This window comes from Tissierella sp. P1 (assembly GCF_002266425.1).
GTDB classification, from domain to species: domain Bacteria; phylum Bacillota; class Clostridia; order Tissierellales; family Tissierellaceae; genus Tissierella; species Tissierella carlieri.
In genome coordinates this window covers 1-2,084 of the sequence record NZ_NPMN01000075.1, presented here as the reverse complement: position 1 = coordinate 2,084, position 2,084 = coordinate 1, and the positions used below count along the sequence as shown (strand labels likewise).

Below are 2,084 nucleotides of genomic sequence, written 5' to 3'. Positions count from 1 at the left end.
CTTCAACTACATTTACTCTGGCTTCCTTAGAATAATACCCATAAGCTTCTGCTACTAGAGTATACTCACCAATTGGAGATCTCATAAAGAATTTACCTGTAACAGGGTCAACTTTAACACTTCTTCCCGTTTCCAATACTGTTACTACAGCATCAGATATTGGGATTCCTGCAAATACCATTGGCATATTTTGAACTTCTATATCTTCTATTGTTTCAAAGTTATTAGCTCTAAGCATTTCTTTTGCTTTCAAGCTATACTCAGGTGCTGTTGGTTCTACATAATCTACTTTATCAATCTCATCTTTTTCAACTTCTAATTCCCCTAATCTCATCATACCAGCATCCACATTGCCCATTGATTTCTTCCTTGCTACCGGCCTAATTAAAGGCTTATCAGCTGTTGCTTCAGCATTATCGTAGTCCATAATGGCTCTAATCATTACAGCTACTTCATAGTCTGCACCTGCATCTGCTAATGGACTTAATTGTCCTCCAATATTCAGATAAGATCTAGTCCAATCTGATGTAGAGTTATCATCTAGACCAGTTCCCGGACTATTATCACCAATTGCATCTTGCATAGTTGATATATAGAAATCGCTGCCTGTTGAGAAATTAAAACCAGAAAGGTCTATTAGATTCCATCCACCTCTAACAAGATTATTCACATACATAGGTGTTCCTACTTGATTACCATTTGAATCATAAATAACAAATCCTAATCTATTTCCTCCAGGTGTCGGCCAATCATTACCCCATAGATAAATATTAGCAGCTTGAACTTTTCCAAATTGTGATGGAGTAAATCTTACTGCCAACCCATTTCCTGCTGCATTTAATACTAATGCATCTTCTGCTGTTCCATCATCATAAATTAATTCTTCACCTTCAATTGGCTCTGGTTCTACATGGTCTATACCCATGACGTATACATCATCTATATACCACCCAGTATATACTCCTGAAGTATCTGAGTGGAAGAAGAATCTTAATTTTATGGTTTCTCCACTATATCCTGTTAGGACTATTTCCTCATTAGCCCATTCTTGAACTCTTCTTCCATATTTCCCACCTGCTGCAGGAGTTATATTGGTCCAAGTAGCTCCATCATCTTTAGAGATTTGTACTTGGCCATAATCCCATAGGGTTGTTGTTCCTTCCATATCAACCCAGTGATTGAATATTAATATACCATCTTTATCTTCTGGTATCACTATGGATGGAGTTTCTATATAGCATCAGTTCTATGATCATAATTTCCTGCAAGGTTAGTAGCCCATAGTTTTTCACCTGAATATGCTGCATTAGGTCCAGATGTTGGCACTCCCCATTCCCATGGTTAGCAGTTCCAGCTGTAACACCTGTTACAAATCCACCATTATCATTTTCAAAATCCGTACCAAAGAGAATCTGTGCTTCCACTGGAACAGCGGATACCTCTTGTGCATAACCACTTATATTACCAGAAAAATCTACTGCATTTAATACATAGTAATATGTTGTTCCAACAGTTCCTTCAGTATCTTGATAATTATTGCTAGTAGTTTCTCCTATCTTAACATATCCTTCACCTGATGTTTCTGAGCGATAAATATTGTAATGTGATAGATCAGCATCTGGCGAATGATTCCAGCTTAATTTAATTCCTGTTAAACCCACTTCTGCAGTTAGATTAGCAGGTATTGCTGGTGCATCATTATCTTGAGCCATTAGTCTTACATTGTCTATATACCATCTGGTGCCTGTGTTGAAGCATTAGATGTAAATCTAAACGCTACAAATACTGGATCTTTAGACCCTATATAACTATCAAGGTTTACAAGTGCCTCTTTCCACTCTTCTCTAATACCTGTGATAACTGGTCTTGACTCAGTCCAAGTTTCACCATAATCATTCGTAATTAGGACATAACCTTTATCATAACTGTTTTGCATATTATACCACTCATAGAATCTTAGTGAGGCAGTTTCTAAATTTGCATCTCTTAAATCTATTGGAGGAGTAATCATCCAGCTATCAGCATTATTTGGATAGTTTCCATCTAATGTAGTTGCTGCTAGTTTTTCTCCTTCAAATGGTTTT

The 2,084-nt window shown here is 36.9% G+C and carries 2 protein-coding genes and 1 pseudogene; all 3 read right to left on the bottom strand.

Annotated elements, in window-relative coordinates:
- Positions 1-1,216, bottom strand: a pseudogene (locus tag CIW83_RS21755) (hypothetical protein); the annotation flags it as partial.
- A complete protein-coding gene (locus CIW83_RS21750; RefSeq protein ID WP_094904510.1) occupies positions 1,200-1,712 on the bottom strand; it encodes a fibronectin type III domain-containing protein in 513 nt (170 codons plus the stop codon). The gene CIW83_RS21750 and the pseudogene CIW83_RS21755, both read right to left, overlap by 17 nt.
- Positions 1,713-1,726: 14 nt before the next feature.
- The coding region (locus CIW83_RS22460) for a choice-of-anchor J domain-containing protein (RefSeq protein WP_158220215.1) at positions 1,727-2,084 on the bottom strand (358 nt) is incomplete at its 5' end.

What these genes read in the sequence shown, in the direction of transcription:
- CIW83_RS21750 (WP_094904510.1), bottom strand. Translation starts at nt 1,712, where the DNA reads ATGGCTCAAGATAATGATGCACCAGCAATACCTGCTAATCTAACTGCA.